Annotated in this window: 27 protein-coding genes; 16 read left to right on the forward strand and 11 right to left on the reverse strand. The window is 71.3% G+C overall.

Annotated elements, in window-relative coordinates:
- Positions 1 to 159: 159 nt before the first annotated feature.
- The gene (locus H4F70_RS19865; protein ID WP_235681240.1) at positions 160 to 564 is read right to left on the reverse strand and encodes a DUF5318 family protein; all 405 of its coding nucleotides are present in this window, start codon (positions 562 to 564) and stop codon (positions 160 to 162) included.
- 190 nt (positions 565 to 754) lie between these two features.
- On the opposite strand from H4F70_RS19865, the gene H4F70_RS19870 reads away from it, so the two are divergent.
- The 7 genes from H4F70_RS19870 to H4F70_RS19900 all read left to right on the forward strand — a co-directional run bounded on the left by H4F70_RS19870 (position 755) and on the right by H4F70_RS19900 (position 8,309).
- Complete coding sequence (locus H4F70_RS19870) at positions 755 to 1,351, forward strand: PadR family transcriptional regulator (RefSeq protein WP_182348383.1); 597 nt, start codon at positions 755 to 757, stop codon at positions 1,349 to 1,351.
- Positions 1,344 to 2,444, forward strand: a complete 1,101-nt coding sequence (locus H4F70_RS19875; protein WP_182358490.1) for an inositol-3-phosphate synthase — start codon at positions 1,344 to 1,346, stop codon at positions 2,442 to 2,444. The genes H4F70_RS19870 and H4F70_RS19875 overlap by 8 nt, the downstream gene beginning before the upstream one ends.
- A gap of 426 nt (positions 2,445 to 2,870) precedes the next feature.
- The gene (locus tag H4F70_RS19880; protein WP_182358491.1) at positions 2,871 to 4,385 is read left to right on the forward strand and encodes an MFS transporter; all 1,515 of its coding nucleotides are present in this window, start codon (positions 2,871 to 2,873) and stop codon (positions 4,383 to 4,385) included.
- Between the two features lie 114 nt (positions 4,386 to 4,499).
- A complete protein-coding gene (locus H4F70_RS19885) occupies positions 4,500 to 5,105 on the forward strand; it encodes an FKBP-type peptidyl-prolyl cis-trans isomerase (protein WP_182358492.1) in 606 nt (201 codons plus the stop codon).
- A 104-nt stretch (positions 5,106 to 5,209) separates the two neighbouring features.
- Complete coding sequence (locus H4F70_RS19890; protein ID WP_182358493.1) at positions 5,210 to 6,133, forward strand: LLM class F420-dependent oxidoreductase; 924 nt, start codon at positions 5,210 to 5,212, stop codon at positions 6,131 to 6,133.
- Positions 6,130 to 6,609 (forward strand): nuclear transport factor 2 family protein, encoded by a 480-nt coding sequence (locus H4F70_RS19895; protein ID WP_182358494.1) that lies wholly within the window; start codon positions 6,130 to 6,132, stop codon positions 6,607 to 6,609. The genes H4F70_RS19890 and H4F70_RS19895 overlap by 4 nt, the downstream gene beginning before the upstream one ends.
- Positions 6,610 to 6,803: 194 nt before the next feature.
- Positions 6,804 to 8,309, forward strand: coding sequence for an endoglycoceramidase I (locus tag H4F70_RS19900; protein ID WP_235681241.1), 1,506 nt, complete (start codon positions 6,804 to 6,806; stop codon positions 8,307 to 8,309).
- A 13-nt stretch (positions 8,310 to 8,322) separates the two neighbouring features.
- Here the strand turns inward: H4F70_RS19900 and H4F70_RS19905 are convergent, their stop codons facing one another.
- From H4F70_RS19905 to H4F70_RS19930, 6 genes are all read right to left on the reverse strand, one after another.
- Entirely contained in the window at positions 8,323 to 8,577 is a 255-nt protein-coding gene (locus tag H4F70_RS19905; protein WP_235681242.1) for a hypothetical protein, read from the reverse strand.
- Positions 8,578 to 8,587: 10 nt separating this feature from the next.
- Positions 8,588 to 9,487 carry a carbohydrate ABC transporter permease gene (locus H4F70_RS19910; RefSeq protein WP_182360562.1) on the reverse strand — a complete coding sequence of 300 codons (900 nt, stop codon included), beginning with the start codon at positions 9,485 to 9,487 and terminating at the stop codon, positions 8,588 to 8,590.
- Between the two features lie 83 nt (positions 9,488 to 9,570).
- Positions 9,571 to 10,665 carry a carbohydrate ABC transporter permease gene (locus H4F70_RS19915; RefSeq protein WP_182348376.1) on the reverse strand — a complete coding sequence of 365 codons (1,095 nt, stop codon included), beginning with the start codon at positions 10,663 to 10,665 and terminating at the stop codon, positions 9,571 to 9,573.
- 55 nt (positions 10,666 to 10,720) lie between these two features.
- Positions 10,721 to 12,010: an ABC transporter substrate-binding protein gene (locus H4F70_RS19920; RefSeq protein ID WP_182358496.1), complete on the reverse strand. Its 1,290-nt coding sequence runs from the start codon at positions 12,008 to 12,010 to the stop codon at positions 10,721 to 10,723.
- A gap of 147 nt (positions 12,011 to 12,157) precedes the next feature.
- Complete coding sequence (locus tag H4F70_RS19925; protein ID WP_182358497.1) at positions 12,158 to 13,315, reverse strand: ABC transporter ATP-binding protein; 1,158 nt, start codon at positions 13,313 to 13,315, stop codon at positions 12,158 to 12,160.
- A 92-nt stretch (positions 13,316 to 13,407) separates the two neighbouring features.
- Positions 13,408 to 14,283, reverse strand: coding sequence for a helix-turn-helix domain-containing protein (locus H4F70_RS19930; RefSeq protein WP_182358498.1), 876 nt, complete (start codon positions 14,281 to 14,283; stop codon positions 13,408 to 13,410).
- Between the two features lie 130 nt (positions 14,284 to 14,413).
- On the opposite strand from H4F70_RS19930, the gene H4F70_RS19935 reads away from it, so the two are divergent.
- From H4F70_RS19935 to H4F70_RS19950, 4 genes are all read left to right on the forward strand, one after another.
- Complete coding sequence (locus H4F70_RS19935) at positions 14,414 to 14,827, forward strand: nuclear transport factor 2 family protein (protein ID WP_235681244.1); 414 nt, start codon at positions 14,414 to 14,416, stop codon at positions 14,825 to 14,827.
- Positions 14,824 to 15,222: a PaaI family thioesterase gene (locus tag H4F70_RS19940; protein WP_182358499.1), complete on the forward strand. Its 399-nt coding sequence runs from the start codon at positions 14,824 to 14,826 to the stop codon at positions 15,220 to 15,222. The genes H4F70_RS19935 and H4F70_RS19940 overlap by 4 nt, the downstream gene beginning before the upstream one ends.
- 124 nt (positions 15,223 to 15,346) lie before the next feature.
- Positions 15,347 to 17,317: an arabinofuranosyltransferase gene (locus H4F70_RS19945; RefSeq protein WP_182358500.1), complete on the forward strand. Its 1,971-nt coding sequence runs from the start codon at positions 15,347 to 15,349 to the stop codon at positions 17,315 to 17,317.
- 132 nt (positions 17,318 to 17,449) lie between these two features.
- Positions 17,450 to 18,259: an LLM class F420-dependent oxidoreductase gene (locus tag H4F70_RS19950; protein WP_182358501.1), complete on the forward strand. Its 810-nt coding sequence runs from the start codon at positions 17,450 to 17,452 to the stop codon at positions 18,257 to 18,259.
- A 63-nt stretch (positions 18,260 to 18,322) separates the two neighbouring features.
- On the opposite strand, the gene H4F70_RS19955 is transcribed toward H4F70_RS19950, so the two are convergent.
- Complete coding sequence (locus H4F70_RS19955; protein ID WP_182358502.1) at positions 18,323 to 19,150, reverse strand: alpha/beta fold hydrolase; 828 nt, start codon at positions 19,148 to 19,150, stop codon at positions 18,323 to 18,325.
- Between the two features lie 106 nt (positions 19,151 to 19,256).
- On the opposite strand from H4F70_RS19955, the gene H4F70_RS19960 reads away from it, so the two are divergent.
- The gene (locus H4F70_RS19960) at positions 19,257 to 19,829 is read left to right on the forward strand and encodes a MarR family winged helix-turn-helix transcriptional regulator (RefSeq protein ID WP_182358503.1); all 573 of its coding nucleotides are present in this window, start codon (positions 19,257 to 19,259) and stop codon (positions 19,827 to 19,829) included.
- Entirely contained in the window at positions 19,826 to 21,181 is a 1,356-nt protein-coding gene (locus tag H4F70_RS19965; RefSeq protein WP_182358504.1) for an MFS transporter, read from the forward strand. The genes H4F70_RS19960 and H4F70_RS19965 overlap by 4 nt, the downstream gene beginning before the upstream one ends.
- A gap of 19 nt (positions 21,182 to 21,200) precedes the next feature.
- Here the strand turns inward: H4F70_RS19965 and H4F70_RS19970 are convergent, their stop codons facing one another.
- Positions 21,201 to 21,755: a flavin reductase family protein gene (locus H4F70_RS19970; protein ID WP_182348366.1), complete on the reverse strand. Its 555-nt coding sequence runs from the start codon at positions 21,753 to 21,755 to the stop codon at positions 21,201 to 21,203.
- 80 nt (positions 21,756 to 21,835) lie between these two features.
- Here H4F70_RS19970 and H4F70_RS19975 point away from each other — a divergent pair, with 80 nt between their 5' ends.
- A complete protein-coding gene (locus H4F70_RS19975; protein ID WP_182358505.1) occupies positions 21,836 to 22,531 on the forward strand; it encodes an SDR family oxidoreductase in 696 nt (231 codons plus the stop codon).
- Between the two features lie 27 nt (positions 22,532 to 22,558).
- On the opposite strand, the gene H4F70_RS19980 is transcribed toward H4F70_RS19975, so the two are convergent.
- A complete protein-coding gene (locus H4F70_RS19980; RefSeq protein WP_182358506.1) occupies positions 22,559 to 23,167 on the reverse strand; it encodes a TetR/AcrR family transcriptional regulator in 609 nt (202 codons plus the stop codon).
- 239 nt (positions 23,168 to 23,406) lie between these two features.
- Between H4F70_RS19980 and H4F70_RS19985 the strand changes: the two genes are divergently transcribed.
- Both H4F70_RS19985 and H4F70_RS19990 read left to right on the forward strand, forming a co-directional pair.
- The gene (locus H4F70_RS19985; protein WP_182358507.1) at positions 23,407 to 24,339 is read left to right on the forward strand and encodes a metal-dependent hydrolase; all 933 of its coding nucleotides are present in this window, start codon (positions 23,407 to 23,409) and stop codon (positions 24,337 to 24,339) included.
- A gap of 36 nt (positions 24,340 to 24,375) precedes the next feature.
- The gene (locus H4F70_RS19990) at positions 24,376 to 25,587 is read left to right on the forward strand and encodes a hypothetical protein (RefSeq protein ID WP_182358508.1); all 1,212 of its coding nucleotides are present in this window, start codon (positions 24,376 to 24,378) and stop codon (positions 25,585 to 25,587) included.
- A gap of 14 nt (positions 25,588 to 25,601) precedes the next feature.
- On the opposite strand, the gene H4F70_RS19995 is transcribed toward H4F70_RS19990, so the two are convergent.
- A complete protein-coding gene (locus tag H4F70_RS19995) occupies positions 25,602 to 25,976 on the reverse strand; it encodes a nuclear transport factor 2 family protein (protein WP_182358509.1) in 375 nt (124 codons plus the stop codon).
- Between the last annotated feature and the right edge of the window lie 81 nt (positions 25,977 to 26,057).

Here is a 26,057-nt window from a genome sequence, read left to right on the forward strand (position 1 = left end):
TGCGGCCGCGGAACGCGGGCCGGTGCCTCCGGCCCGCGGCAGCGGCGGGCCTGCCGCGGACATGCGGTCTCCGTCATGCGGGAGGTCGCGGTGGGGCGCGGCACCGTTACGGCACGGCGGCACGCCTGGGCGCGGAGTCCGCGCGCACGATAGTACGGCTCACGAGCCTGCGCTGCGCCGCCGCCGTGTGCCGCGGGGCTCCGGGACCCGGCCCAGGACGTAGGACCGCACCAGGTGATTCCACCTGCACGTGCGGCAAACCTCGACCTCATGCACCGTGAACTCCTCGTGCGCCCCGGCCAGCCGCTCCAACTCGTCGAGTGTACGGGCGGAGCCGGACGCCTGGCCCAGCCGCTCGCCGAAGACCCACGACACGAGCGACAACGGCTCCTTGCGGCAGACCGGGCAGACCACGTCGCTGCGCCGGCCGTGGAACTGCGCGGCCTGCAGCAGGTACGGACCGGCGTCGCAGACCTCGTCCAGCCCGGTGCGCCCGCCTGACACCGCCGCGAGCACGGATCTTCTCCGCAGCGCGTAGTCCACCACCTGCCGTTGCGTGTGCACCCGTTCAGGGTACGTGCACGTCCGCCCCGGCGAGAGGTGGTGAGAATCACAACGTGTCGACATGTCGGCACAGTGTGAATGTCGTCTATAGTCCCTACATATATCGGCGCGATACAAATGACGCACCGACCGATCCGGCACACCGACGTGCCGCCCGATCGGACCCGACTCGCCCGAAAGGCGGTGAAGCGTGCTCGAGCTGGCGATCCTCGGCCTCCTGCACGAATCACCCATGCACGGCTACGAGCTGCGCAAGCGACTGACAGGCCTGCTCGGCGCCTTCCGGGCGTTCTCATACGGCTCGCTCTATCCCACCCTCAAGCGCATGCAGGCCCACGGCCTCATCGCCGAGGAGGAGGGGGCGGACGGCGTGGTACGGCGGCGGGCCCGCAAGGTCTACCGCCTCACCCCCGCGGGCAAGGAGCGCTTCGCGGAGTTGGTGGCCGACACCGGCCCGCAGAACTACACCGACGACGGCTTCGGGGTGCATCTCGCGTTCTTCAGCCGCACCCCCGCCGAAGCGCGCATGCGCATCCTCGAAGGCCGGCGTCGTCAGGTGGAGGAGCGCCGCGAGGGCCTGCGCGACGCCGTGGGCCGCGCCTCCGGCCACATCAACCGCTACACCCGTCAGCTCCATGAGCTGAGCCTCGAATCCAGCGAACGCGAGGTCCGCTGGCTCAACGAGGTCATCGCCGCCGAGTCCGGAGCGAGCCGGACCGACTCAACCGAACCGCCGACGATCAACGCGGCGGCCGCAAAGAAAGAAGGAGAACCCGACCATGGGTGATAACAGCACCGCAGTGCGCGTAGCCATCGTGGGGGTGGGCAACTGTGCGTCATCCCTGGTCCAGGGCGTGCACTACTACAAGGACACGCCCGCGGATTCCACCGTCCCGGGCCTGATGCACGTGCAGTTCGGCAAGTACCACGTGCGCGACGTCCAGTTCGTCGCCGCCTTCGACGTGGACGCCAAGAAGGTCGGCTTCGACCTGTCGGAGGCCATCAACAACTCCGAGAACTGCACCATCAAGATCGCCGACGTGCCGCCCACCGACGTGATCGTGCAGCGCGGCCCCACGCTCGACGGCCTCGGCAAGTACTACAAGGAGACCGTCGAGGAGGCCGACGCCCAGCCGGTCGACGTCGTCCAGGCGCTCAAGGACGCCCAGGTGGACGTCCTCGTCTCCTACCTGCCCGTCGGATCCGACGAGGCCGACAAGTTCTACGCCCAGTGCGCCATCGACGCCGGCGTGGCATTCGTCAACGCGCTGCCCGTCTTCATCGCCTCCGACCCGGAGTGGGCCCAGAAGTTCGTCGACGCCGGCGTCCCCATCGTCGGCGACGACATCAAGAGCCAGGTGGGCGCCACCATCACCCACCGCGTGATGGCCCGCCTGTTCGAGGACCGCGGCGTGGCGCTCGACCGCACCATGCAGCTCAACGTCGGCGGCAACATGGACTTCAAGAACATGCTCGAACGCGAGCGCCTCGAGTCCAAGAAGGTCTCCAAGACCCAGGCCGTCACCAGCAACCTCAGCGGCTCGCTGGCCGGCAAGGTCGACGACGAGAACGTCCACATCGGCCCGTCCGACTACGTGGGCTGGCTCGACGACCGCAAGTGGGCCTACGTGCGCCTCGAAGGCCGCGCCTTCGGCGATGTCCCCCTGAACCTCGAATACAAGCTCGAGGTGTGGGACTCCCCGAACTCCGCCGGCATCATCATCGACGCCGTGCGCGCGGCCAAGATCGCCAAGGACCGCGGCCTGGCCGGCCCCATCCTCCCGGCGTCGGCGTACCTGATGAAGTCCCCGCCGGTCCAGATGGAGGACACCCACGCCCGCGAGGAGCTCGAGGCGTTCATCATCGGGGCGGAGGGCTGACGCCCACGGCATCTATCGGGGCGGAGGGCTGACGCCCACGGCATCTACCGGGGCGGAGGGCTAGCCTCACCCCGCACCACCAGCGCCGCCGACCAGGAAACCGCTGCGGATTCGCAACCCGACACCGCAGCGGGGCCCGGTCGGCGGCGCTCGTGCGTTCCCGGACACCCGTCTCCCGATGAGCGGGTGGTCGCGCGTCCACCACCCGCACGCCCCGGGATCACGCGTAACAGACGCTCACCTGCGTCGACGCACACTATCGGTTCGCCCGCGCGCTGCCGCCCAGCGGACACGGACCGGGGACTTCCCGTCTCGCGGAACAGAACCCTTTTCCGCCCCGGACGTCGAGTGTGTGCTGTGTCACGTCCGCAATGACTTGACCGCACACGCACCCGTCCGACACCCGGCCGGGGCGGGAAGGAAATCATGATCCCGACCACCTCGGCCGCCGCGGCCGGGCCGACTGAGAAGAACGGCTGGTCGCCCCGGCTCGCGTTCTCGCTGTTCTCCATCGTGCTCGTGCTCGAACTGCTCAGCGTCAGCTACTTGATGATCGCGATGGCACTGCCCGACATCGCCACGCACTACCAGACCACACAGGCCGCCTGGCTCATCACCGCGTTCCTGCTGCTCGGCGCGGTCGCCGCCCCGCTCGTCGGCAAGCTCGCCGACATCTACGGCAAACGCCGGCTGCTCATCGCCTGCCTTGTCATCGCAGCCGTCGGCTCTCTCCTGTCGGCCCTCGCCGGCAGCTATGCGCTCATGATCGCCGGCCGCGCGCTCGCCGGCATGCTCGTCCCGTGCCTGTTCCTGAGCTACTCGCTGATCCGTGACGTGTTCCCGTCGACGACCGTCCCGCTCGCGGTGAGCATCGCCACCGCCGGGATGGGACTCATCAGCATCGCCGCACCATTCCTCACCGGGTGGCTGATCGACGACTTCGGCTGGCGCAGCATCTTCTGGTTCTTCACCGTCACGCTCGTGGTCCTCGGCGTCCTCATTCTGGTGAGCACGCCCGAAACGACCGTCCGGCTGCGATCGCGCGTCGACGTCATCGGCGCGATCCTGCTCGGCGCCGGGATCGCCGGCGTGCTCATCGCCGTCAGCTTCGGGCCCACGTGGGGCTGGGGAGCCGGATCCACCCTGCTGTACCTGTTCGGCGGCCTGGTGCTGCTGGGCGCCTGGCTGGCCTCGTCGCGCATGATCCGCGAACCCTTGATGCGGCTCGACATCCTGCGGCTGCGCCCGGTGCTGTTCACTGTGGCCGCCGCCGGCGCGGTCTACGGCGCGACCAGCGTCTACTCCACGATCCTGCCGAGCTTGGCGATGACGCCGTCGGAGATGGGCCTCGGCTACGGTTTCGGCGTGGACGCCGAGGGTTTCGCGATCTTCCAGGTGCCCATCGGCGCACTGACCATGGTGGGCGGCATCGTGGTGGGACTGCTGTGCGGTCGCGGGATCGCGGCGCGCACGCTGCTGCTCAACGGCTCCGTGCTCCTCATCGTCGGCGGCACGCTCACGGCGCTGGCCAACGACGACAAGGGCCTGCTGCTGCTGTGGGGCGCCGTCTTCGGCCTGGGCACCGGCCTCGGCTACGCCGCCATCCCCAACCTGGTGATCAAGGCGGCCCCGCCCGAGCTGCAGGCGTCCACCGCGAGCATGACCGGCGTGTCGCAGAGCCTCGTCGCGTCGATCACCCCCGTGATCGCGTACACCATCATGAACGACTCGTTCATGGCGCCGATCGACCCCCAGCTGACGGGCGGCGCGGTGCTCTACACCGAGGGCGGCTACGTCGCCGCCTTCTTCGTGGCCGCCGCGGCGGGGCTCCTCGCCCTGGTGATGGCGCTCGGCATTCCGCGCCGGTTCACCCGGTTCGCCGCCTACGGCGAACCGGCCGCGGCGGGGGCCGATCCGGTCGCCGTCCCCGCCGCGGGCTGACCGGCCCGCCACCACCCGCACGCCGTCCCCCGGCCGTGCGCCGCCCGCCCGCGGCGCACGGCCGGCGCGGTGCGGCGGGCGGACGCCGTCCCGCCATCACTACAGTGGGCGTTCGTGAAGACCCCGAAGCCGCTCCTCCTCGTCCCCGCCGCCGCGTGCGCGCTGATCCTCGCGGGCTGCTCCTCGTCGTCCGACACCGCCGCGGAGGCGACGACGACCCCGTCCGCCACCGCGCAGGCCGGCGCACAGGAGTCGAGCGCACCCACCTGCCCGTCCGCCCCCGCCCCGGCGGACGCCCCGGCCGAGTGGCAGCTCGACGGCGTCACCGGCGCGATCTCGGTGACGGGCCAGACCGACACCACCGCGCCCGGCATCACCGTCGACACGCCGTTCACCGTCGACCGGACCCAGGTGAAGACACTCGAGACGGGCGACGGACCGCAGGTGACCGCCCAGTCCACCGTGCTGGTCTGTTACGTGGGCGTCGACGGGCGCGACGGGTCCGTGTTCGACAGCGCCTACCAGCGCGGCACGCCCGCCGCGTTCCCCGCCTCCGGCGTGGTCCCCGGTTTCCGCCAGGCGCTCGTGGGGCAGACCGTCGGCTCGTCGGTGGCGGTGGCGATCCCGCCCGCCGACGGCTACCCGCAGGGCACCCCCGACGGCGCGATCAAGGCAGGCGATTCGATCGTCTTCGCCCTGAAGATCCTCGCCGCGCGGTAGTCCGGCACGGGGCCGGTCCGGCGACGAGGCTCCGGCGCGGAAGCGTTCCGACGTCCGGGAGAAGCAGTGCGCACGGCACGCCGCACGGCGTTAGCGTGCATGACATGCGTTATGCCGTGATGGTGCCCACCGAAACCGGGCGCGCCGCCGACCCCGACTGGATCGCCGCCTACGCCCGGCACGCCGAGGCCTGCGGTTTCGAGTCGATCGTCGCCGTCGAGCACGCAGTCGTGGTGTCGCGGTACTCCAGCGAGTACCCCTACGACGCCTCCGGCCGCATGGAGCTGGCCGACGATTGCCCGATCCCCGACCCCCTCGACCTGCTCGCCTACCTGGCCGGGTGCACGAAGACCCTGGGCCTGGCCACCGGGGTGCTCATCCTGCCCAACCACCACCCCGTGCCGCTGGCCAAGCGGCTGGCCACCATCGACCGGCTCTCCGGCGGCCGCCTGCGCGTGTGCGCCGGGGTGGGCTGGATGCGCGAGGAGATCGAGGCGTGCGGCACCGACTTCGGCACGCGCGGGCGCCGCACCGACGAATCCATCGACGTGCTCCGCGCGCTGTGGGCGGAGACCGCCCCCGAGGGCGCGTCGCATGACGGCGAGTTCTTCCGGTTCAGCGGGGCGATGTCCTATCCCAAGCCGGTGCGGCCGGACGGCGTCCCGATCCACATCGGCGGCCACTCGAAGCCCGCGGCGCGCCGCGCGGGACGGCGCGGCGACGGGTTCCAGCCGCTGGGCCTGCACGGCGACGCGCTGCAGCAGTCTCTGGCGGAGATGCGCCGGGCCGCCGAGGACGCGGGCCGCGACCCGGACGCCATCGAGCTCACCCTGGGGCACGCGGTGACGAAGATCGATCCGGCACGGGCCGCGAAGCTCGAGGCGGCCGGCGCGTCGCGCATCGTGCTCGCCGGCAGCGGCGCCGCCGACCTGCAGCAGCAGCGCGACGAGCTGTCCGCCTGCGCCGAACGTCTGGGACTCGCAGCGCCGACGGCGACCGCGGTTCCGGCGGCGGGGGCTGCACGATGACGGAGCCGTTCCCGGGCGGCGGGTTGGCCCTCGCCGACAGGATCGCACTGACCGACCTGGTCCACCGGTACGCGGCCCTGGTCGACGACCGTGATCTCGCCGGGCTCGGGGCGCTGTTCACCGCCGACGCGGTCCTGCGCCAGCCCCGGCCGCCGAAGGAGATGGCGCCGATCGACGAGATCGGCGGACGCGACGCCATCGTCCGGAACTTCGCCCGCCTCGAGGGTCTGCGCGCGACGCAGCACGCGGTGGTGGGCACGGTGTTCTCCGCGGGGCCCCCCAGCCAGGCGTGGGGCCGCGCCGCGTGTATCGCCCACCACGTCTCCGGCCCCGACGGGCGACTGGTGGACCACGCCTGGCACTTGACGTACGAGGACGCCTACCGGAGAACAGGCGATGCATGGCTGATCGCCGAGCGGACGCTGTGGCTCTCCTGGATCGAGAAGCGCACGGTGGGCGCAGTGCGGCCACGCTGACTGTGACATCTCACAACCTCGGCGGAGAGCACTGTGATGCGCGCCATTCTGGACTAATGTCCATGTTCACGGGGCGCCCCTGCCGGCGTTCCGGACCGGGGCAGTAGCGCGCACACCAGGGGAGCAGCATGGGCGTCCACCGATCATCGACGGCCCGTGCACCCCGCGGCGGTGCATCACGGGCGCGCCGCACGGTGCGCGCACTCACCACGCTGTGGGCCGCGGTCGCCCTCGGTTTCGGTGCCGCACTCATCGCGCCGGCGACCGCCGCGGCGGCGGAACCTGCACAGTCGATCAGTCCGCCCACCGGCCCGTTGCACACCGACGGGACCCGCATCGTCGACGAGTACGGTCGCACTGTCCTCGTGCACGGGGTGAACAACGTCGACAAGGGCGGGGACGGTGAAAGCCGGGCACGCGAACTCGTGGTGTCCGGCGACGGGTTCACGATCACCCCCCGCGATGCCGAGCTCCTCGCCGGCTACGGCTTCAACGCCGTGCGTCTGGGCGTCTCGTTCGCCGGGCTCATGCCGGAGCGCGGCCGCATCGACCACGCGTACATCGGCCGCGTCGTGGGCATGGTCGACATGCTCGCCGCGCACGGGATCCGCACCCTGCTCGACAACCACCAGGACGGCCTGTCCCCGGTGTGGGGCGGCAACGGCTTCCCGCCGTGGTCCATCACGGCGCGGCCGCTGCCCGGCGAGCCGAACCCGGGCTTCCCGCTGTACTACCTCATGCCGAGCATGAACGCCGGCTGGGACGAGGTGTGGAACAACGACCACGGGGTGCTCGACCGGCTCGGCGAGGCGCTGGGCGCGCTCGCCGGGGCGGTGCGCGGGCACAACGGCGCCATGGGCATCGAACTGTTCAACGAGCCGTGGCCGGGCACAGCCGCACCCACCTGCTTCCCCGTGGGCTGCCCCGGGTTCGACAGCCGCTACCAGAGCGCGCTGGAATCGCTGACGGCGGACGTGCGCGCGCAGAACCCGGACATTCCGGTCTACTGGGAACCGAATGTCACCTGGAACCAGCTGATGCCGTCGAAGCTGGGCGCCGCGCGGCCGATCACCGACGCCGGCATCGTCTTCGCCCCGCACGACTACTGCATCCCCAGCCAGACGTCGATCTACCTCAGCGACTCGGGCGGCTCGGCGGATCTGACGGGCCTGTGCCCGGTGCAGCAGGACCACACGTGGGCGAATATCGACGCGTTCGCCGCGCGCACGCGGCTGCCCACCGTGGTCACCGAGTTCGGCGACGGCGACCCCGCGGTGCTGGGCAACACCCTGCGCAACGCCGACGAGCGATTCGCGGGCTGGTTCTACTGGCACTACAGCTCCACGCGCGGGGCCGACTACACCGAACCCGACCCGTTCGCCGCGCCCGGGCCTCCGGGGCAGGCCTCCGTCGGCCGGCACCTGGTGCGCACCTATCCGCAGGCGACGGCGGGCATGCCGCTGAGCATGGACTTCGACATCGAGTCCGGCGCATTCCGCTACACCTACGAGCCCGGTGCACGGGCCCAGGAGCCGGGGCCCGCCGGCGAGACGCTGATCTACGTCTCATCCCTGCACTACCCGGACGGGTACGTGGCCGAGGTGGACGGCGGGTCCGTCACCTCGACCCCCGGGGCCCGCCACCTCACCGTCCGTGCCGCGGGGTCCGGTCCGGTGACGGTGCGCGTACACGGACGGTGACCGCAGCGGGCCGTCAGATCCGCAGGCGCTCGCGGACCGCCCACCCCGTCAGCGCCAGCAGCACCAGCAGGATCAGCGATGCCAACATGCTCGGCTCGCCGATGACGATCGCCCGGACCGCCGCGACCACGGTGACCACCAGGAAGAATCCGAGGAAGCCCAGCACCGCCTCGAGCCGCTGGCCGCGCCGCCGGCGCGCCCGCTCGACTTCGGTGGGCCGACGGTCCGCACCGGTCACCGCGGTACCCCGCGCGCCGCCGGCGTCCACGCGCCGTCCGTCACGACTTCACCCCGCCCGCGGTCAGTCCGGAGACGATCCGCCGCTGGAAGAGGAGCACCATGATCACCAGCGGGATCGTCACCAGGGTGCCTGCCGCCATGATCGCCGCATAGGGGATGGTGAACGAGTTCGGCCCATGGAACAGTGCGATGGCCACCGTCACCGGCCGTGTCGCCTCGTTCGAGAGCTGGCTGGCCAGCATGTACTCGTTCCAGGTGAAGATGAACGCCAGGATCGCCGTGGTGAACAGGGCGGGCGCGGCCAACGGCAGCAACACCATGCGGAACGCCTGCAGCCGGGTGGCACCGTCCACGCGCGCCGCCTCCTCGAGTTCCCACGGCAGGTCCGACAGGAACGAGGTGAGCGTGTAGATGGTCAGGGGCAGCACGAACGAGATGTTCGGGATGATCAGCGCCTGATACTCGCCGATCCAGCCGATGTCGCCGAACAGCTGGAACAGCGGAGTCACCAGCGCCACCGGCGGGAACATCGCCGCACCCAGGATGACGCCGGTGAGCAGGAACTTTCCGCGGAACTCCATGCGGGCCAGAGCGTAGGCGGTGAAGATGCCGATGAGCAGCGCGACGGCGGTGGTGACGCCGCCGATGATGAGGCTGTTGACGATCGCGCCCAGGAAGTTGTTGCCGCTGGACGTGTCGAGCGCGTCGCCGAAGTTCTGCAGCGTCAGGTGGGTGGGCCACGGCGTCGTGTCATAGGTGTGCGACTGCTCGCGGAAGGCGACGATGACCATCCAGTAGAACGGCGCGAGCCCCCACACCAGAATCACCGCGACGCCCAGGTAGGTGCGCACGACCGGCCACCAGGGGCGACGATGCGTCGCCGGCGCGGCAGGGGACTCCTCCGGGCGCTCGGCGACCCGCACCCCGCCGCCGGACATGCCCGCGCCCGCCGGGCCCCCGCCGGGCCCCTGCGCGCCGTCCGCGCCGGTGTCCTCGTCGGGCGCGCGGTGCCGTCCCGCCATCACAGTGCACCTCCCTTGCGTTGCTCGTCCTGCGTTCTGACGGCGTTCGCCCCCAGGAACTTCACCAGGATGAACGCGACGATGAAGATGATGATGAACACCAGCGTCGACAATGCCGAGGCGCTGTTGAAGTTGCCTTGACGCATGTCGGCGGTGACGAGGATGGACATCGTCGTGGTGGGTGAGGCACCCGAGTCGCCGGTGAGGATGGCCGGCAGGTCGTACATGCGCAGCGCGTCCATGGTGCGGAAGAGCACGGCCACCATCAGCGCGGGCTTGACCAGCGGCAGCGTGATCCGCGTGAACCTCTGCCACGCGGAGGCGCCGTCCACGCGCGCCGCCTCGTAGAGCTCGTTGGGGATCATCTGCAGCCCGGCCAGGATGAGCAGCGCCATGAACGGCGTCGTCTTCCACACGTCGGCGATGATCACCGCGAACCGCGATGCCCACGGATCGGTGGTCCACGCGATCGGGTGGCCGATGATCTTGTTGGCGATGCCGTCGGGCGCGAAGATGAACGCCCACAGCTTGGCGGTGACCGCGGTGGGGATCGCCCATGGGATGAGCACCGCCGCGCGCAGCAGCGAACGGCCCAGGAACGAGCGGCCCATCACCGTCGCCATCCAGATGCCCAGCGCCGTCTCCACCGAGACGGTGATGACGGCGAAGAAGAAGGTAATGCCGACCGCCGGCCAGAAGTCGTGGCCCAGAGTGCCGGGGACGCACGACCACGCGCCGCTGCCGCAGTCGCCCAGCAGCCACAACTTGTAGTTGGACAGCCCGGCGAAGCCGCCCTGGACGAACATGCCCGTGTCCGGGTCGAGGCCCTTGTCCTGCTGGAAGGACATGTAGGCGGCGCGCACCACCGGGTATCCGATGATCGCCGCCAGCACCAGCACCGTGGGGCCGACGAACCAGATCAGGCGACTGTCGAACCGTGCGACGCGCGCCCGCAGCCGCCCGAACACGCCGCCGGGCCCGCCGGGTGCGCCGCCGCCTCCGGAAGACCGGTCATTGTCCGCACGGGCGCCGCGGCCGGAGTCAATGACTCCGGCCGCGGCCCGGGCGTCGTCTGCCTCGGCAGATCCAGCCATCTTCTTCGTCGTCCCCGTTCTCGCCGATCACCCCGCGCGGGGCGATCCAGGCTGGTTACTGGCCGGCGTTCTTGATCACCGTCGAGATGTCGGTGACGGCCTGATCGATGGACTTGCCCGCGGTCAGCGCCGCGTAGACGTTGTCCCGGATGCCCTTGCTGACTGCCGAGTAGAACGGGGTGACGGGACGCGGCTTGGCGTTCTCCAGCGCCGTCTTCAGCACCGGCATGTACGGGTACTTCTCCGCCAGGGCCGGGTCGTCGTAGATGGACGCGAGTACCGGCGGGAAGGCGTTTTCTGCGAACGACATCTGGCTGTCGGGGCTCTCCATGAAGCGGATGAAGTCCAGCGCGGTGTTCTTGGCCTTGGAGTTCACGTTGATGGCCAGGTTGTAGCCGCCCAGCGTCGACGCGCCCGGGCCGTTCTCCCCGACGATCGGGGCCACCGCGAACTTGCCCTGCACCGCCGACTTCGGCTTGTCGCCGCTGCCGTCGGAGTCCGCATTGTCGTACATGTACGGCCAGTTGTAGGCGTACATGGCCTCGCCGTTCACGAAGGCGTTGTTGGTGGCCTCCTCGTCGAAGCCGTTGGAGCGCTTCGCGATGACGTCGCCCTTGTAGCCGTCGACCAGCGCCGTCAGGCCCGCCTTGGCCTCGGGGGAGTCGACGGTGGGCGTCTTGCCGTCCGGACCCACGACGGACCCGCCCCAGGAGTTGATGAACTGGGTGGCGTTGACCGTCAGTCCCTCGTAGTTCTTGAGCTGAGTGACCATGCAGTCCACGCCGGCGGCCTTGGCCTTGTCGCAGCTGGCGGTGAGCTCGTCCCACGTGGCCGGGGCCTGCTCGACCAGGTCGGTCCGGTAGTAGAGCAGCTGGGCGTTGGTGTTCTGCGGGCCCGCGTAGAGCGTGCCGTTGTAGGTGGCGCTCTCCACGGTGGCGGGCAGGAGCTTGGAGGTGTCCAGCGCCAGGTCGCCCTCCAGCGGCGCGATCCAGCCGTTGGCGGCGAACTCCGCGGTCCACGTGACGTCCAGGGCCATGACGTCGTAGTCGTCGTTGCCCGCCTGGAGCGACTGGACGAGCTTGTCGTGCTGGCCGTCCGCGTCCGCCGGCAGCTCCTTGAACTCCACCTGCTGGTCCGGGTGCGCCTGGTTCCACTTCTCGATCAGCGGTTTGACCTTGCCCGCGTCGTTGGAGCCCATCGCGAAGGTGATGTTGCCGCTGCCGCCGTCGGATTCCTCCCCGGCCGAGGACGAACCGCCCCCGTTGTCGCCGCTCGAGCAGCCGGCGAGCGCGATCGTGGCCGCCGCCGTCACCGCCACGACCGCGCGTGGAATGTAAGAACGCATGGTTCGCCTTTCCCCTTACCGAATTCCGTCGGCGCTAGCATGTCACGTCTGCACGCACCTGTCGCCGATTACTGTGACATGACTTACCGGCCGCGGTGAAACCGACCCGCAGTCGTCCCCGGACGGTCACGATCCGCTCTGCGCGCGTCAACCGACCCGCGCCCCGTCCGAAGCGGAGAACAGGTGCGTCTCGGCGGGGTCGAAGGCCAGGACCACCCTGTCCCCGCGACGGGGCGGGGTGCGCCAGTCCGCCCGGGCCACCAGCTGGTGCGCCGATCCGGCCGTGCCGGTCCCCGGCACCGCGCCCGTCCCCGGGAGGTCGGCACCCTGCCCTGCGACCGCGCCGGCGCCGTCGAAGTGCCCGTACATGTAGGCGTCCGCGCCCAGTTCCTCCACCACGTCCACGCTCAGTTCCACTGTCACCCGGTCACCCGCGCCCCCGGCCCCTACGGTGACGAAGTGCTCCGGCCGGATACCCAGCACGAGCTCGCCGCCGGAGCGGTCCGTCACTTCGCGCTCCACCGGCACCACCGCGTCGCCCAGCCGCAGGCCGCCGTCGACGACGGGCAGGCGCAGCAGGTTCATCGCCGGCGACCCGATGAAGCCGGCCACGAACTCGTTGACCGGCCGGTTGTAGAGCTCGCGGGGCGGGGCGCACTGCTGCACGACGCCGTCGCGCAACACCGCCACGCGGTCGCCCATCGTCATGGCCTCCACCTGGTCGTGGGTCACGTAGACCATCGTGGTGGCGAGGCGGCGCTGCAGGTCCGCGATCTGCGCGCGGGTCTGCACGCGCAGCTTGGCGTCGAGGTTGGACAGCGGCTCGTCCATGAGGAAGACCTGCGGCTGGCGCACGATGGCCCGGCCCATCGCCACGCGCTGCCGTTGCCCGCCCGAGAGCGCCTTGGGCTTGCGGCCCAGGAACTCGGTGAGCCCCAGCAACTCGGCCGTCTCGGTCACGCGTCGGGTGATCTCGGCCTTGGGGGTCTTCGCCAGCTTGAGCCCGAACCCCATGTTCTCGGCCACCGACATGTGCGGGTACAGCGCGTAGTTCTGGAACACCATCGCGACGTCGCGGTCCTTGGGCTGCAGGCCGGTGACGTCGCGGTCGCCGATGCTGATGCTGCCGGCGCTCACGTGCTCGAGCCCCGCCAGCATGCGCAGCGAGGTGGACTTGCCGCAGCCGGACGGGCCGACGAGCACCAGCAGCTCTCCGTCGACGATCTCGAGGTCGAGCGAGTCGACGGCCGGGCTCTCCGAGCTCGGGAAGATGCACGACGCGCGCGCGTAGGTCACTGAGGCCATGGGTGGCGGTTCCCTTCACCGGCAGGAACGTGCCGGACGATCCGAGTAGAGGGTTACGCGGGAACGCTAGCAGCACCGTCGCCGCGGCAGCGTCAGCCCGTGAAGGCACGCGCCGTCGCCGCATCGGCCGGATAGAACGATTCGATGGCGAGCTCGGACACCGTCACCTCCAACGGGGTCCCGAACACCGTGGTGACGCTGAGCATCGACAGCACCCCGGCGGCGGTGCGCAGTCGCAGCGGCACGATGATCCCTTCGCCGGCCCCGCCGCCCCCGTCGGCAACCGTGCCGGCATCGCCCGGGCCGGGGTATCCGCGCAGCTCCGCGTGCAGGCTCGCCAACGCGGCGTCCCCGGAGGCCTCGATCTCCTTGCCCAGACGGTGCAGCAGGTGCGCGCGCCACGCCGCCAGGTTCTCGATGTGCGGGGCCAGACCGCCCGGGTGCAGGCTCAGCCGCAGGACGTTGACCGGCGGCTCCAGCAGCGTGGTGTCGGCGACCCCGGCGAGCAGCGGGGCCAGGGCGTCGTTGGCGTCGACGAGGTCCCAGCCGCGGTCCACCACCAGCGCCGGATAAGGCGCGTGGACGTTGAGGATGTGTGCGATCGCGTCGCACACCGCGGCCATGGGCGGGTCGGCCAGGCCTCGCTCCGGGTACGCGGGCGCGTAGCCGCCTGCGAGCAGCACCGTGTTGCGTTCCCGCAGCGGGACATCGAGGCCCTCGCACAACGTGACGATCATCGAGGGCGTCGGCCGCGACCGGCCCGTCTCAACGAAGCTGACGTGCCTGGCGGACACGTCGGCGCGCAGCGCCAGCTCCATCTGGCTCAGCCCGCGGCGCATGCGCCAGCCGCGCAGCAGGCCGCCCGCCGACGTCGCGTCGCCCGTCCGCGCGCGAGTACCGGCGCGCGCCTGCTCCGGGCCGGGGACCGGCTGCGGGGTCGTGACCGGCCGCGGGGTCGTCTGCACCATTCCCCGACGCTATGCCCGGATCGGCCTCCCTGCCATGACCTCCGAGGTAATCGACGTCCTGACCCCGGCGCCGCAGGATCAGTGTCACCCGCCGAACCGCCGGCAGGGCTCCGACACCCAGGAGGACACCATGACCGCCAACGCGCCTGAGAACACCGCGGACGCGATCGAGCCCGGGCTGCGCCGGCTCACCGAGGACTACATCGCAGCGTGGAACGCCACCGACCCCGGCGTCCGGCGCATGCTCGTCGACCGGGTGTGGTCGGTCGACGGAACCTACACCGACCCGCTGTGCGACGCCGCCGGCCGCGACGCCGTCGACACGGCCATCGCCGCCATGCAGGACCGGCTGCGGGCGCAGCTGCCCGGCCATCGCTTCGTCCTGCTCGAGGGCCCCGATGCGCACCATCACCAGTTGCGCTTCCGGTGGGGGTTCCGGGCCGGCACCGCCGAGCCGGTGATCGTCGGATCCGGCGTGGCGATGCGCGACGTCGACGGAAAACTCACCACGGTACTGGGCTTCCTCGATAGGGTCCCAGGATGATCACGCTGTCCGACGAGCAGTGGCGCGGGCTCATGCCGCTTGCCGCGCACCTGGGCCTGGAGCTGGTGGAGGCGGCGCCGGAGCGGGTCGTGGCCCGGGTGCGGCACGCTCCGGAGCTGTGCACGGCGGGCGGAATGCTGCACGGCGGCACCATCATGGCGCTCGCCGACAGCGCCGGGGCCGTCGCGGCGTTCCTCAACCTGCCCGAGGGCGCCGCCACGTCCACCACCTCGTCGAACACGGTGTTCTTGCGGGGCGTCGCCCACGGCACCGTCACCGCGACGGCACGCCCGCTGCACGTGGGACGCAGGACGATCGCCGTCGTCGTCGAGCTGGTGGACGACGACGGGCGCCCGGTGGCCCAGGTCACCCAGTCGCAGGCGGTGCTCGCCTGAGCGCACCGCCGGATGCGGTCGGGGCGGATCCGTCCTGCTCATGAACTGGGGGGAGAGCCCGCGGGACGCCGCCGCGCGTTTCCCCCGGGCCGGAGCCGGCGACGCTCTGGCTACCCTCGTCACCGTGCCTTCGATCCACACGCCCCGCGCGCCGCAATACCCGCGGACCGTCCTCGGCCGGTCCGTCGTCGCGCAGATCGCGGGCGCGACGATCGTGGCCGCGGCGGTGAGCATCGGCTACCAGGCCGCCTACCGGCACCTGCATTTCCCGTTGCCGTCGGAGGTGCCGACGGTCGTCGCATCGCTCGTCACCCTCGCGGTCACGGCCTGCGCGGCCGGCGCGGTGCTCTTCCGCGGAAGACGCCGCAACCGGTACAACAGCCGCAGCCGACACCCGCGCCGCGGCCCGCGCCGCCTCATCGCCGCGGCCGGGTGGGTGCTGCCGGCACTGCTGAGCACCGCGATCCAGTCGTGGCTGCTCACGGGCACGAAGTTCTATCTCAACGGGCTCGGCGGCGACCAGCAGTTCCGCACCGCGTTCCTCACCCGCATGACCGATTCGCCGGCCCTCGCGGACGCCGTCTACCCCGACCTGCCGCCGTACTACTCGCCGGCCTGGTTCTGGGTGGGCGGACGGCTGGCCGATGCCACCGGGATCCCCGCCTGGGAGTTCTACAAGATCTGGTCGATCGTCACCCTGGCGGTGGCGGCGGCGCTCGCCCACGTCCTGTGGGCCCGGGTCGTGCGGCCGTCGACGGCGCTGATCCTGGCGATGGTCACGGCGCTCGTGGGGCTGCACACGGCGGCCTACTCCCCGTATTCGTGGATCCTCGTCGCCCTCGCCCCGCCCCTGGCCGTCCTGGCGCTGCGCACGGCGCGCAGGCTGATCCGCGACGGCCGCCTCGACGTCGGCGCGTGCGCGGGGATCGGCGTCTACGTGGGGCTCGCGGCGATCACGCACGCGCTGATCGCGGGCGTGGCCGCCGTGTTCCTCGCGGTAGTGGTCGCGACGGTGGCCCTGCAGGCGCGCAACCGCACACGCCACCTGCGCCGGTTCCTGCGCGGCGCCGGCATCGCGGTGGCCTCGGCACTGCCGTTCGTCGCGGTGGTGTGGGTCCCGTACCTCCTCGCGTCGAGCCCCCTCGAACCGGACAGCACGGCGGCGAAATTCCTGCCGGAGATCGGCGCCCGCATCCCCACCCCGGTCTTCTACGCGACGCCGCTGGGGGCGCTGTGCGCCGTCGGGCTGGGCTGGCTGGTGGTGCGCGCGCGACGCGACATGGTCGCGACGGGGCTGGCCCTCGCCGTCGGCACCGCGGTGTGCTGGTATGCCCTGTCCTTCCTCGCGCCGCTCGTGTCCACCACACTGCTGGCGTTCCGGCTGGAGCCGCTGTTGATCCTGGCGCTGTCCTGCGCCGGGGTGCTCGGCATCCGCGACGCGGCCGCGCTCGCCCGGCGGCGGGTGCGCGATCCGTCCCGGCGCGCGCAGGCAGCCGAGCGGGCCCGCGTCGTCACCGCCGTCGTCGGCGCCTTCGCGGTGGCGGCCATGCTGCACGTGTCCTACCAGGTGCGCACCGTCGAGCCCGCCTGGAACCGCGCCGCGCTCAACACCCCGGGGCCCGACGGGGTGATCGCCGAGGGCACCGAACTGCAGCGCACCGCGGGCGGTCCGACCGCCCAGGAGATCCACGACGCCATCACAACGCTCAGCGGGGGGCGGGACGCGAGCGACCTGGTGGCGCTCACCGACGTCCACTCCCTGCTGGCGTTCTACCCGTACCGCGGCTTCCAGACCGTGACCTCCGCCTACGCGAATCCCAAGGCCGGCTTCGCCGATCGCAACGGGCTCATCCGCGGCTGGGCGGAGGCCGGCGACGGGCTCGCCGCGGCGCTCGACGCGTCGCCGGTGCGCGCGCCGGACGTGTTCGTGCTCAGCCGCACCCCGCAGGGCTGGGTGTACAGCCTGTCGGTCTCACGCCTTCCCCGCGAGCCGGGCGACGTGAGCGAGCCGGCGGTGTTCTCCCCGTCCGCGTTCGACCCGGCACATTTCGCGGTGCAGGAGGTGGGGCACCTGGCGGTGGCAGTGCGGCGGTGACGGCCCGCGCACCCGCCGTCCGCCTGCCGCCCCCGCCGAGCGTATGCGCAATCCGCCGGGCCCGGCGCGATCGCGGCGGTTTGTGCATACAGTCGTGGTGAACACACACCCGACACCTTCGGAGGCCAGCCCATGACGGACCGCCCCATCCGCGTCGGCGTGCAGCTCCAGCCGCAGCACGCCCCCCGCTACGGGATGATCCGCGACGCCGTGCTGCGCGCCGAGGACGCCGGTGTGGACATCGCCTTCAACTGGGACCACTTCTTTCCGCTCTACCCGGACGCACAGGGCCGCATCGACGGCGCACACTTCGAGTGCTGGACGATGCTGGGCGCGTGGGCCGAGCAGACCGAGCGCATCGAGATCGGTGCGCTGGTCACGGGCGGCGGATACCGCAATCCGGACCTGCTGGCGGACATGGCCCGCACCGTCGACCACATCAGCGGCGGGCGGCTCATCCTCGGCGTCGGCGCGGGCTGGTTCGCCAAGGACTACGAGCAGTACGGCTACGAGTTCGGCACCAAGGGCTCGCGCATCGACCTGCTGGGGGAGAACCTCGACCGCATCGCGGCGCGGCTGCCCCGCCTGGACCCGCCGCCCACGCGCGACATCCCGGTCCTCATCGGCGGCGGGGGAGTGCGCAAGACGCTCCGGCACGTGGCCCGTCACGCGGACATCTGGCACTCGTTCGCCGACCCCGACGGATACCCGGAGAAGCTCGACGCCCTGGACCGGCACTGCGCAGACGTGGGCCGGGACCCGGCCGAGATCGAGCGCTCGGTGCCCTGGCCCACCGCCTCCGACGACGGCCACACCCCCGAACAGCGGGCGGACCAGCTGGTGGCGCAGGGCGCGACGCTGTTCACCGTCGCATCCGGCGGCCCCGACTACGACTTCGGCGAGCTCCGGCAGGCGCTGGCCTGGCGGGACTCGCGGGCCTGACCCTGCCAGTCGACCCGACTCTGCCCGCCGACCCGACTCCGCCCGCCGCCGCGACTCGCAGCGTCAGCTCGCCGGGCGGGCCTGCGCACCCGACGCGCCGCGCGGTACCGTCGGCCCCGCGCTGCCGGCGAGCAGGATCGACGCCACCAGCTGCGGGTTGTCCCACATCGGCACGTGACCGACGCCGGGGACGATCGTCACCTCCGCCTGCGGAAACACGCCGCGTACGCGCTTGGCCTCGTAGCAGGGCAGGACGAGGTCGCGCCGCCCCCACGCCACGGTCACCGGCACGGACGTGTCGACGGGCCGGGTGAACGCGAAGTCCGCGCTGAGGCCGCGGTCGATCACCGTGTTGCTGAGCAGGCTCGCCGCGTCGATGCGGGCCGTCTCAGCGGGGACCCGCCACGGGTGCGACATGAACACGCCCATGCCCACCGACTTTCCCACGGGGTTGCTGACGAACGCGTCCCGCGCCCTGCCCATCCGTCGCGTGGCCCAGCGCAGGGTGCGGAACGTGTTGACCGCGCGCGCCTGGTCGAGCGGGCCTGCGAAGAAGCCCGCGGGGGACAGGCCGGTGGCCGAGGCGACCTCGCCGCGCGCTGCCGCCTCGAGCGCGAACCAGCCGCCCAGCGAGTTGCCGGCCACGTGCACCTTCTCGTCGGGCGCGATCTCGCGGAGGAACTCCACGGCGAGGTCGGCACCGATCTGCAGCGGGTTCGGGCCCTCGGGCATCTCCGGGGAGTCGCCGTGCCCGGGCAGGTCGACGGTGACCACGCGGCGGTGCCGGGCGAGAAGGTCCACCACCGGATCCCACGCGTGGCGCCGATGGATCACGCCGTGCACCAGCACCAGGGTGGGGCCTTCCCCGCGGATGTCGTAAGCCAGCTCCATGGCCTTAGTGTGACGCACGTTCACGGCTACCGCAAGGGCGTCGGGTGACCGACGCCACGCCGGCGCCGCTTTGCCACTCGACATTACTTAGTTAGACTTACTAACTATGTCCGAGAATGCGGCGCCGGAAGAGAACACGGCCGCGCAGGAGTCCGGGGCGACGGCGTTCCCCGAATCCGCCGACGAGGTCGCGCTGGCCGCCGACCTGCGCCCGGTGCTGCTGCGCCTCAACAACCTCGTCCGCCGTCGCGTACCGTCCGTCGAGCTCACCCCCGCGCAGAGCACGGCACTGACCACCGTGCTCGACCATGGGCCGCTGCGCATGGGGGAGCTGGCCGAACGCGAGCAGATCCGCATGCCCACCGTCACCGCCATCATCCGGCGCGTCGAGAAGCTCGGACTGGTCCAGCGCCGGCCCGACCCCGACGACGGGCGCGCCGTGCTCGTCGAACTCACCGGGTCCGGGCGCGAACGCCTGGAGCATGTGGCCCGCGAGCGCAACGTCCTGCTCGCCGCGCTCCTCGAACAGCTCACCGACGGCGACCGCCAGGCGATCGCCGCGGCCGTCCCCGCGCTCAACGCGATGCTCGCGCTGGACCTTCCGGGCCCCGCCGATGCAGGCCACACCGACGGACCCGGCACACCGCAACTCCAGGAAAGCGAGACGCACGCACGATGAGCACCACCCCGCAGGGCGCACCGCCAGCCCACGCCGACGAACACCCCGGACTTCTCGACGCGCTCAAGGGCCAACCCAAGCAGGTCTGGGTCACCGCCTTCGCCGCGGTCATCGCGTTCATGGGCATCGGCCTGGTGGACCCGATCCTCAACACCATCACCGAGGCACTGCACGCCACGCCGTCGCAGACCACCCTGCTGTTCGCCTCCTACCTGGGCGTTCAGGTGTTCGCGATGCTGCTCACCGGGCTGATGAGCTACCGCTTCGGCGCCAAGCGCACCGTGGTCACCGGGCTGATCCTCATCGTCATCGCCGCCGGGCTGTGCGCCTTCGCCGGCACCATCGAGCAGCTCGTGTGGCTGCGTGCGCTGTGGGGCCTGGGCAACGCGTTCTTCATCGCCACGGCGCTGTCGGTGATCGTCGGCGCCGCCACCGGCGGCCAGAAGGGCGCGATCCTCATGTACGAGGCGGCGCTGGGCCTCGGCCTGGCCGTCGGGCCGCTGGCGGGCGCGGTGCTGGGCAACATCTCGTGGCGCGGGCCGTTCGCCGGCACCGCCATCCTCATGGCCATCGGCGCCCTGCTGTGCGTGATCATGCTGCAGCGCGACGGGGACAAGGCGCACCGCACTCCGATCCGGCTCACCGACCCGCTGCGTGCGCTCAAGGACCGCAACCTGCTGATGACGTCCATCGGCTCCGCCTTCTACACCGCGGCGTTCTTCGCCGTGATCGCCTGGGCCCCGTTCGCGCTGGGCAAGGGCGCCTACTACATCGGCTTCGTCTTCTTCGGGTGGGGCGTGTGCGTCGCGATCTCCGGCGTCCTCATCGCACCGCGCGTCGCGGCGAAGTTCGGCGAGCGGCACGGCCTCATGGGCGCGGTGTTCCTGTGCGCCGTCGTGCTCGGCATCATCGCCGTCGGCACCGCCGTCGAATCCGACGCGCTGATCGTCGTCGGCGTCGTCGTTTCCGGCCTGGTGTCGGGCGTGCTCAACACGCTGTTCACCGGGGCGGCGATGAGCTCGGCCGGCACGGTGCGGTCCGTATCCAGCGCCGGCTACAACTTCCTGCGCTGGATGGGCGGCGCCGTCTCCGCCATCCTCGTCGGCCACCTCGCCGAGTGGTTCGGCTCCGACGACGATCCCGCGATGGCGGCGCCGTTCTGGGCCGGCGCGCTGTGCTGCCTCGTCGCCGTCGGCTTCCTGGCGCTGCGGCCCACGACGCGGCCGCGCCCCGAGAGCGAGCTCGAGGTCCTCGAGGACGAAGTCGCCGCCGAGGGGCCCGCGCAGGCCGTCGACGAGGCGGGCCTCGAGCCGCAGCCCGGCGACGCCCCCACCGTGCACTCCCGCGCGTGACCCGGCCGCCGGCGCGGGCTCAGGACTGAGCGAACCCGGAGCGCGCCTGCCCGTCCCCCGGCCGGCGGGGCACGAAACTGCCGTACCCGCCGCGGAAGAACAGCAACGGATCGGCCTGCCGATGCACCTCCAGCTCGCTGACGCGGGCGATCACGATCGTGTGGTCGCCCGCGTCGTGCTCGAACTCCACGTCGGCCTCGATCCGTGCCAACGTGCCGTGCAGGGCCGGGGCGCCGTTGAGCGCGGGCTCCCAGGCGGTGCCGTCGAACTTGCCGGCCCCGCTCGTGGCGAATCGGCGGCACAGCTGCAGCTGATCGTGCGAGAGCACGTTGACGCAGAGGCCGCCCGCGTCGCGCATGAGCGGCCAGCTGCGGGAGCTCTTGGCGGGGCAGAACGAGACGAACGGCGGGTCCAGCGACAGCGACGTCACCGACTGGCAGGCGAAACCCTGCGGCGCACCGTCGTGCACGGCGGTGATCACGGTGACCCCGGTGCAGAAGTTTCCCAGCACCCGCCGCAGCTCGTCCTGGTCGATCAGCCGTCGCTGTCCGCCGCCGCGCGCCGCAGTTACCATACGGCCATCGTCCCAGCCCGGCCGCAGATGCACACCGCAGACCCGCGGACCGGCCCTGCCGAACACCTTGGAGGCACCACATGACCAGCACCGACGCCGCCACACGGGCCGCGCTGGTCACGGGCGCGTCCAGCGGGCTCGGCGCGGACATCGCGCGCGAGCTCGCCGCCGACCATCGCCTGCTGCTCGGCGGCCGCGACGCGCCGCGGCTGGACGCACTGGCCGCCGAACTGCCCGCGGCAGAACCGTGGCGGGTGGATCTCACCTCGGCCGCCGCCGTCGCCGGCGCCACCGCACGCATCGACGCGCTCGACGTGCTCGTCCACAGCGCCGGCGTCTGCGAGCTGGGCCCTATCGCCGAGTCGGACACCGCGCAGTGGCGGCGCACCTTCGAGGCCAACGTGTTCGCCGTCGTCGAGCTCACCCGCGCGCTGCTGCCCGCACTGCGCGCCGCGGGCGGCCACGTGGTGCTCGTCAACTCCGGGGCGGGGCTGCGTGCCAACCCGGGGTGGGGGTCTTACGCGGCCAGCAAGTTCGCGTTACGAGCGTTCGGAGACGCGCTCCGCCAGGAGGAGCCGCGGCTGCGCGTGACCTCCGTGCACCCGGGCCGCATCGACACCCCCATGCAGCGGAACATCGTCGCCTCCGAGGGCGCGGAGTACGACCCGCGGCGGTTCCTCGCCTCCGCCACCGTCGCGCGCGCCGTCGGCAATGCCGTGCGCACCCCCGCGGACGCGCACCCGACCGAGATCGTGCTGCGGCCCACCGGGCGCTGAACGCGGGACCGGCCGTTCGGCAGCCCCCTACCGGGCGGGCGCGATCCGCGCCTGCGCGGCGATCGCCGTACCCATCCACCGGTCCAGATAGCGCCGCAGCACCGCGCGCCCCCAGGCAGGGTCCGCGGGCGACAGGAAGAACGACTGCATGGTCCGCAGCACGAACTCGACGAGCTCGCGCAGCGCCGCCTCGTCGTAGCCGTGGGCCTCCCAGTCCACGTCGAAGCGCCGGATCATCGTCATGCCGAAGGCGATCGCCTCGGGTGCGGTGACCCCCTGCGCATGCTCGCCGGAAAGCATGAGCCCCAGGTGGGGGATCCGGTGGACCTCTTCGAGCGTGAAGAGCACCGCCTCCACCATCGCGCCGGCCGGGTCGGTGAGGCCACGGACGTGCGCGGCAAGGCGGTCGAGGAAGCCGTCGACAGAGGCGATCGCGGCCGCGCGCATGAGCGAATCGGCGCTGGGGAAGTACCGGTACACCGTCTGACGGATCACGCCCAGCCGTTCGGCCACGTCGGCGATGGTGATGCCGGCCCCGGTCTCGGTGATCAGTGCCACCGCAGCGGCGACGATCCTCTCGGCGGCCTCTTCATCGTTGGCGGGGGGTGCACCGCCCCAGCCTCGTCTGCGCGCCACCTGCCGTGTCCTCGTCTCGCAATGCCCCGTGCTCCGGGGCGCACCCGATTCCCATCACCCCGGACCGCCGCTGAGCGGCCCGGCCGACGCTACCATGCGCCCCGCCGCACGCCCCGCACGAAGACCGCCGGCACCTGCCGCGATGCATCCACCGTTGACCATACAGTAATCCGAATGTTTGTATGTTCGTATAACCCCTGCGCGCCGACGGGCGGCGCCGGACGGCGAGGAGTGTGCCGATGACCGATCTGCAGATGCGCAAGATGCGCTTCGCCTTCGACGAGTACGACGTCCCCTTCAACTGGAACCCCGACAACCCGTCGTTCTCCGCGATGGCCAATGCCGTGTCGTTCCTGGCCATCGGGTTCGAGAAGATGATCGTCAACATGATCCGCGAGATCATGCCCCGCATCACCGACCCCGCCATCGCGGAGGAGGCCACCGCGTTCGTCCGCCAGGAGGGACAGCACTCGGCCGCCCACCGCCAGCACGCCGCCGCGCTGGTGCGCCGGTACCCGTCGCTGCAGGAGACCCTCGACGGCGTCATCGGCGCCTTCGACAAGCTCGCGGTGGACACCTCCGCCGACTACCGCCTCGCCTACACCGCGGACCTGGAGGCCACCTTCACCCCGGTGTTCAAGTTGATGCTCGACAACGAGGCGAGCCTGTTCCGGCCCGGCGACGACCGCGTCGCGTCTCTGTTCATCTGGCACTTCGTCGAGGAGGTGGAGCACCGCAGCTCCGCGCTGATCATCTTCGACTCGGTGATCGGCAGCGACGCCTACCGCATGCGCATGGCGCCGTCGATCTTCAAGCACGTTCTCGACGTCATCCGCATCGCCTGCGAGGGCTTCAACAAGCATGTGCCGCTGGAGGATCGGCAGGTGGACGCGATGTGCATGTTCGCCAACCACCGCCGCCGTCAGCGCCTCGCCAAGCTCATCCCGGGCATGGAGTACGTCGACCACGGACCCATGCCGCGCGCGTTCACGGCGCTGCCGATGCGCGAACAGCTCGTCGCGCTCGTCGGCACCGTGCGCAGCCAGCTGCCCCGGCACAACCCCGAGCACGAGAACCTGCCCGCCCTGGCCGACGTGTGGTTCCGCCGTTACGACGACGGGTATCACGTCACCCGCTGGTACACGGCCGAAACCACTTCCACCGCTTCCTGACCCCGCTCACCACCCGTCCGTTACAGGGAGTTCCGCATGACCGACCACTGTTCGCCGGCCTTCGCCGAACTCGCGCACTCGATGGGCTTCTCGTGCGCCGAGACGGGCGGCGTCGTCTCGTTCCGCAGCCCCTTCGGCCTGGAGAACTGGACGCTGCCGGTGCTGGGCACGCTCATCATCGCCGGCTCGGTGCTGGCGCTGGTGTACGCGATCGTCCGGCTGCGCCGCCACGGCGACCCCACCAACCTGGTGCTGTGGATCGGCGCGCTGTTCTTCCTGTTCATCATCGAACCGCCCATCTACTTTCCGGCTGCCTTCGGCACCGAGGAGTACCTGGGAACGATGTTCGCCCACAACGTGTTCGCAGTCGACTTCCTGTGGGGCCGGCTGCCGCTGTACATCGTGGCGATCTATCCCCTCATGGCCACGGTGGCGTTCGAGCTGGTGCGGATGCTCGGGGTGTTCCGCCGCTACGGGACGTTCGTCGGCGCTGCCTGCGTGGGCTTCGTGCACCACGCGTTCTACGAGATCTTCGACCAGCTCGGGCCGCAGCTGCGCTGGTGGGAGTGGTCGGCGGACAACGAGATCGCCAAGCCGTTCCTCGACGCGGTGCCCGTGCCGTCCATCGTCGTGTTCGCGGCGCTCTGGCCCATGTCGCTGGCGCTGTGCGTGCAGTTCTTCGTGGGCCGGCACGTCGACGCCGGCAGGCGATTCGGCGTGCACGGTACTGACGCCGGCAGGCGATTCGGCGGATGGGGGTTGACAGGCCGCACGGTCGGTGTCGGCCTCCTCGCGTCGGTGGGCGTGCTCATTCTGCCGATGCCCGCGACGATCATGGGGATCGGCGGCAATGGCTGGCGGGCCGCCGGCTACGTGATCGAGCTCGCCGTCATCGCGGTGATCGCGGTCGTGGTGCTCACCCGGCAGTGGTTGCGGTTGCGCCCCGGCTCCGGCGCAGGCCTGCTCACGGGGGCGGACGCCGCACGGTACGACAACCCGTTCATCCGCTTGTACGCGATCGTCTACCTCGTGGTGTTCGCGGTGCTGTGGGCGTCGGCGCTGCCGGACTACGCCGACGCCGTCGATGGAGTCACCGCGAACGGCGACCCCATCGGCAACATCTGGTACACGCTCGCCTGTTTCGTGGTGGCGATCGCCGTCGTCGCCGCCGCCTGGTCGGTGCGGCAGGCGCGGCCGGTGCTCAGCGGCGACGGCCCTGCCGAGCACGCACTGACGCCGACGAGCTGACCGGCGGACGCCTACTACTTGGTGACCATGTCCTCCGGACCCCAGTACGCGCGCATGCTGGTGATCTTCGCGTCGTCGTCGAAGGTCATCACGTCGATCGGGGTGATCTCCACGGTCTGGTCGCCGGCCTCCGTGGTGATGCGGAAGTGGAAGGCCGCGCTGGCGCCGGCGATGCGGGCCGTGTAGATCTCGCCGGTCTGCTTCATGCCGGCGACGACGCTGTAGAACTCGCGGATCGACTCCTCGGTGTCCCGCACACCGCTGCCCACCGGATCCTCCACCGTGGCGCCCGGCGCGAAGAGGCCGACGATCTCGTCGACGGTGCCGGTGGTGACGGCCGTGATGTAGGCCTCGATGGTCTTGCGGACGGCCTCGGGTGCGGGTGCCATGGGTGCTCCTCGACGGTGACGGCGGAATGAGAACTCGTTCCACCGGAGCGTACGCGAGTGACGTCCGCGCCCCGCCAGCCT

Source organism: Tomitella gaofuii (genome assembly GCF_014126825.1).
GTDB classification, from domain to species: Bacteria; Actinomycetota; Actinomycetes; order Mycobacteriales; family Mycobacteriaceae; genus Tomitella; species Tomitella gaofuii.

Bases quoted from the DNA above. Each gene is read 5' to 3' on its own strand.
- H4F70_RS19875 (WP_182358490.1), top strand. From the start codon at position 1,344: ATGGGTGATAACAGCACCGCAGTGCGCGTAGCCATCGTGGGGGTGGGC.
- H4F70_RS19880 (WP_182358491.1), top strand. From the start codon at position 2,871: ATGATCCCGACCACCTCGGCCGCCGCGGCCGGGCCGACTGAGAAGAAC.
- H4F70_RS19890 (WP_182358493.1), top strand. From the start codon at position 5,210: ATGCGTTATGCCGTGATGGTGCCCACCGAAACCGGGCGCGCCGCCGAC.
- H4F70_RS19895 (WP_182358494.1), top strand. From the start codon at position 6,130: ATGACGGAGCCGTTCCCGGGCGGCGGGTTGGCCCTCGCCGACAGGATC.
- H4F70_RS19910 (WP_182360562.1), bottom strand. From the start codon at position 9,487: ATGTCCGGCGGCGGGGTGCGGGTCGCCGAGCGCCCGGAGGAGTCCCCT.
- H4F70_RS19915 (WP_182348376.1), bottom strand. From the start codon at position 10,665: ATGGCTGGATCTGCCGAGGCAGACGACGCCCGGGCCGCGGCCGGAGTC.
- H4F70_RS19920 (WP_182358496.1), bottom strand. From the start codon at position 12,010: ATGCGTTCTTACATTCCACGCGCGGTCGTGGCGGTGACGGCGGCGGCC.
- H4F70_RS19925 (WP_182358497.1), bottom strand. From the start codon at position 13,315: ATGGCCTCAGTGACCTACGCGCGCGCGTCGTGCATCTTCCCGAGCTCG.
- H4F70_RS19930 (WP_182358498.1), bottom strand. From the start codon at position 14,283: ATGGTGCAGACGACCCCGCGGCCGGTCACGACCCCGCAGCCGGTCCCC.
- H4F70_RS19935 (WP_235681244.1), top strand. From the start codon at position 14,414: ATGACCGCCAACGCGCCTGAGAACACCGCGGACGCGATCGAGCCCGGG.
- H4F70_RS19940 (WP_182358499.1), top strand. From the start codon at position 14,824: ATGATCACGCTGTCCGACGAGCAGTGGCGCGGGCTCATGCCGCTTGCC.
- H4F70_RS19950 (WP_182358501.1), top strand. From the start codon at position 17,450: ATGACGGACCGCCCCATCCGCGTCGGCGTGCAGCTCCAGCCGCAGCAC.
- H4F70_RS19955 (WP_182358502.1), bottom strand. From the start codon at position 19,150: ATGGAGCTGGCTTACGACATCCGCGGGGAAGGCCCCACCCTGGTGCTG.
- H4F70_RS19960 (WP_182358503.1), top strand. From the start codon at position 19,257: ATGTCCGAGAATGCGGCGCCGGAAGAGAACACGGCCGCGCAGGAGTCC.
- H4F70_RS19965 (WP_182358504.1), top strand. From the start codon at position 19,826: ATGAGCACCACCCCGCAGGGCGCACCGCCAGCCCACGCCGACGAACAC.
- H4F70_RS19970 (WP_182348366.1), bottom strand. From the start codon at position 21,755: ATGGTAACTGCGGCGCGCGGCGGCGGACAGCGACGGCTGATCGACCAG.
- H4F70_RS19975 (WP_182358505.1), top strand. From the start codon at position 21,836: ATGACCAGCACCGACGCCGCCACACGGGCCGCGCTGGTCACGGGCGCG.
- H4F70_RS19985 (WP_182358507.1), top strand. From the start codon at position 23,407: ATGACCGATCTGCAGATGCGCAAGATGCGCTTCGCCTTCGACGAGTAC.
- H4F70_RS19990 (WP_182358508.1), top strand. From the start codon at position 24,376: ATGACCGACCACTGTTCGCCGGCCTTCGCCGAACTCGCGCACTCGATG.
- H4F70_RS19995 (WP_182358509.1), bottom strand. From the start codon at position 25,976: ATGGCACCCGCACCCGAGGCCGTCCGCAAGACCATCGAGGCCTACATC.